The sequence below is a fragment of the Armatimonas sp. genome, assembly GCF_043760365.1.
GTDB lineage: Bacteria > Armatimonadota > Armatimonadia > Armatimonadales > Armatimonadaceae > Armatimonas.
In genome coordinates this window covers 1-3,673 of the sequence record NZ_JAYUPA010000717.1, presented here as the reverse complement: position 1 = coordinate 3,673, position 3,673 = coordinate 1, and the positions used below count along the sequence as shown (strand labels likewise).

Annotated in this window: 4 protein-coding genes; all 4 read left to right on the top strand. The window is 52.4% G+C overall.

The window, feature by feature from the left end:
- The coding region (locus tag ACH2EH_RS16910; RefSeq protein WP_395143395.1) for a flagellar protein FlaG at positions 1 to 368 on the top strand (368 nt) is incomplete at its 5' end.
- Positions 369 to 402: 34 nt separating this feature from the next.
- Complete coding sequence (gene fliD, locus ACH2EH_RS16905; RefSeq protein WP_395143393.1) at positions 403 to 2,361, top strand: flagellar filament capping protein FliD; 1,959 nt, start codon at positions 403 to 405, stop codon at positions 2,359 to 2,361.
- A gap of 29 nt (positions 2,362 to 2,390) precedes the next feature.
- Positions 2,391 to 2,807: a flagellar export chaperone FliS gene (gene fliS / locus ACH2EH_RS16900; RefSeq protein ID WP_395143392.1), complete on the top strand. Its 417-nt coding sequence runs from the start codon at positions 2,391 to 2,393 to the stop codon at positions 2,805 to 2,807.
- Positions 2,807 to 3,139 (top strand): hypothetical protein, encoded by a 333-nt coding sequence (locus ACH2EH_RS16895; protein WP_395143390.1) that lies wholly within the window; start codon positions 2,807 to 2,809, stop codon positions 3,137 to 3,139. The genes fliS and ACH2EH_RS16895 overlap by 1 nt, the downstream gene beginning before the upstream one ends.
- Positions 3,140 to 3,673 lie beyond the last annotated feature (534 nt).

The following is a 3,673-nucleotide window of genomic DNA, read 5'->3' as shown; positions in this document are numbered from 1 at the left end:
GGGGAAAGCTCATGTCGATCTTACCTACAGGTAGCTCTCGCACACAGGAGTTGCAGAGCCAGCGTGATTCTCAAGCGTTTCAGCACCGCGCTTGGAGTGTAGAGCAGGCAGCTCGCACCGAAGCGTGGCAGAGTCAGAATCGGGAAGCACTAGAAGCGCTCCGTGTACATAGCCACCAGCAGGGAATGGAAGTCCGTTTGCATGTGATGCCACAGAGCAACCGGATTGTTCTTCGTTTTGTTGATCCTTCGTCGGGGCAGGTGATTCGCGAGTTCCCCTCTGAGGGGCTTGCCCAGGCGCTTGCTGAGCTTCAACAGAAATTTATTTCCAAAAGTGATGAATTAGCCGTTGTGGATCAGTGCGTTTAATCCGAATAAAGTAGAGAGAGTAAACGGGGAACCTATGCTGCGAAATACAACCAATATAAGTGGGCTTGTTTCAGGGATTGATGTTGAGTCTATCATCGCTAAACTTTCTGAGGTTGAGTCCAGGGTGACACAGAGTTATTCCACTCAGCAGTCCAAACTCCTTGCCCGTCAGCGGGCTTACCAGGATGCCAATACCCGCATGGCAGCCTTCAAGGATGCAGCTACCAAGCTTAGTGGAGCATCTTTCTTTAATATCCGCAAAGCCACCGTAGATAACACCAGTGCAACCGTCACCGCGCAGGGAGGCGCTGTGCCGGGGCAGTATGGCTTTACAGTGAACACTCTCGCACAGTCGCATCAGGTAGCCAGTCAGAGCTACAGCGACCTCACTGCAACCAGCTTAGGAGTCGGTGAGGTCTCCATTGTTGCTGCTGGAGAGACCACCACTGTCACGCTGGATGCAAGCAACAATACACTGGGGGGGCTGCGTGATTCCATTAACGCTGCCAATACTAATGTCCGCGCCTCTATTATCCAGGATAGTGCCTCGTCCTACCGCCTGATGCTCTCTAGTAAAGAGACAGGCGAGTCCAATGCGATGACCGTGACAACCTCGCTCAGTGGCGGCACAGATCCTAGCTTTACCACTCTCCAGGCTGCCCAGAATGCGCAGGTCACGCTGGGAAGTGGACCGGGAGCGATTGTCGCCACCCGCGCCTCGAATACTCTGAGTGATGTGATTCCCGGAGTGACGGTTAATATTGCGTCGGTTGCGGAAAATACCCGCTTAAATATCTCCATTTCCCAGGATACGTTGGCAATAGAGGAAGGTGCGAAGGCCTTCGTTGATCAGTATAACAACCTGGAGAACTTCATTACTCAGCAGTTTAAGTTCGACGCGGAGACGGGCAAAGGTGGGACGTTGCTGGGAGACTTTACTCTACGGGGCATTCAGTCCGAGGTACAGAATGTTATCTCCAGTGCTGTCTCAGGAGTCTCGGGTGGGCTGAGCAGCTTGGCCGATGTGGGAATCAGCACCGGAGCCGATGGAAAACTCTCACTGGACTCTGCGATGTTCCAGGCAAAGCTTGCGGCAAATCCCGAGGGGATCTCACGGCTTTTTGCGCTGACGGGCAGTAGCACTAATGCAGGTGTTCAGTTTAGTGGAGCGACTACCGATACAGATACGGGGGGGACGGCGTATGCGGTCAATATTACTCAGATTGCCCTCCAGGCACGGGTGACGGCAGGAGCTGCTCAGGCGGCACCGCTCACAGCAGACGAAACGCTAACTATCAACGGGGTGGGAATTAGTCTTACTGCTGGCATGTCACGGAGCGACATCGTGAGCGCGATCAATGCACGCAGCAGTACGACCGGGACGATTGCACGTGCGACCGCAGCCGATGGCACAGGAACCGGCAACTACATTAGCCTTTTCTCTAGCACCTACGGCGACTCCGCGAGTATTAGCGTGGTTTCCAGTCTCTCCCTTGGCACGGATACTTCCGGCTTTGGAAATGTCACTGCCACTGAGGACAGCCCCAATGGGGAGTCCGGTTCTGGTACCGGAAATGCGGGACAGAGCGTGGCGGGAACCATCAACGGGGAAGCTGCAACAGGCTCCGGGCAGACTCTTACAGGAAATACGGGCAATGCCCACACCAGTGGGCTACGGCTACGGGTTACCTCGGGGAGCACGGGTGCCCTGGGAAGTGTCAAAGCCTTTAGTGGGATAGCCCATCAGACAGAGCGAGCGGTCAATCAGCTCACTGATACTATAAGTGGACCCATTAAGACTGAAACGGACTCGCTTCAGGATCGAATTGATGATTTGCAAAAAGTAATTGACAAACTCAATGATCAAGTGGAGCGTAATGCTCAAAGTTTGCGCGCGCGATTCAATCGTATGGAGACAACCATAAACAGATTGCAAAATCAGTCTCAAACTTTACTGTCACAGCTAAACAAAAATAATTCAAGTAATAATTAACGATCAGACGGAGTGAAAAGGATGACACTATGGTAGGTAGTTATGCACGGTCTCAGTATCAAGAAATGCAGGTTCAGACAACCCCAGAACGACTGGTGGTCATGCTCTACGATGGCGCGATCTTCGCACTGGAGCGAGCACTAGGAGCCATGCGTCAGGGTGACATAAAGCTTCAAGCAGCCAGTATCACTAAGGCGGAGGAGATCATCTGCCATTTGATGGGAACGCTGAATATGAGCGCGGGGCCGATTGCCTACGATTTGGATAAGATTTACCGCGGCTGTCTGGTGAGCCTGCTCACGGCGCACACCTACGACGATATTTCCGGGGTTCAAGAGGTCGCCGGAGCTCTGAGTAATCTACGTGAAGGATGGGCGGAGGCGGAGCGAAAGCTGGCCATAGAGCGCTTGAACCCAACGGCATCTCTGGTAGGAGCCAGTGCGTAGTGGAATCTTTACAAGGCATTGTGGATAGCCTTCTTGTACTCTCTGGTCGCTTACGCCGTGCCTTGGAGCAAGATCAACAGTCTCTTATCGCTACACTACTTACAGAGCGACAAGGGCAGCTTCAGGCACTGGGTGAGGCACTCCAGGGAGGTCTGTATCTCTCCGCCGAGCTTGAGCATGTACTACGTGAGGCGGATATTGCTCTCAATGAAGCCGCGCGGAGTGAACAAGCCGAGCTGGGGCGAGAAATGGCGGCACTGCAACGACAGCAGAAAGCAAGTTTTGCCTACAGAACAAAGGCTCCTGCAACTTTTCTAGATCAGCTGAGCTAGCACTCTCTATTCTTATTTTTTCTGAAAACCTCGATCCAGACGGATCGGGGTTTCGTGTTTTTAACATGTCTCCAGCTCTGTAGCCACCCACTGAAAGTGGGCGTCTGAGGGCCTGCTGCCAAAAAGTCGCTCCGCGACTACCTATCTCCTAAGTTCTCAGTCACGGAGCGACTTCGTAGCCGAGGCACGAGGCTCCTAGACGCCGATTTCAATCGGCTGCTAACAATTCGTGCAAAAAATTCTGTTAGATAATTTTTCAAAAAAGTTAAAATTGCCCCTTAAGTTAGGCTCGATTAGTTACCGATACTCTTTGTGACGGTGCAATAAACTAGAGGTCGTAAAGATTATTAGACTTGCAGTGTCATGGCAGGATGCCAGCCGGAGAGGAGTCTGTTTCTAAAGACAGAGGACGCTACCGGTCTTTCATGGAGGATCTTTATTATGTCAATGGTTGTCAACTTCAACGCTGCCGCTACCAATGCGCAGCGAAGCCTCGGTATGACAAGCAAGAGCCTGAACCAGTCTATTCAGCGC

What these genes read in the sequence shown, in the direction of transcription:
- fliS (WP_395143392.1), top strand. Translation starts at nt 2,391, where the DNA reads ATGGTAGGTAGTTATGCACGGTCTCAGTATCAAGAAATGCAGGTTCAG.
- fliD (WP_395143393.1), top strand. Translation starts at nt 403, where the DNA reads ATGCTGCGAAATACAACCAATATAAGTGGGCTTGTTTCAGGGATTGAT.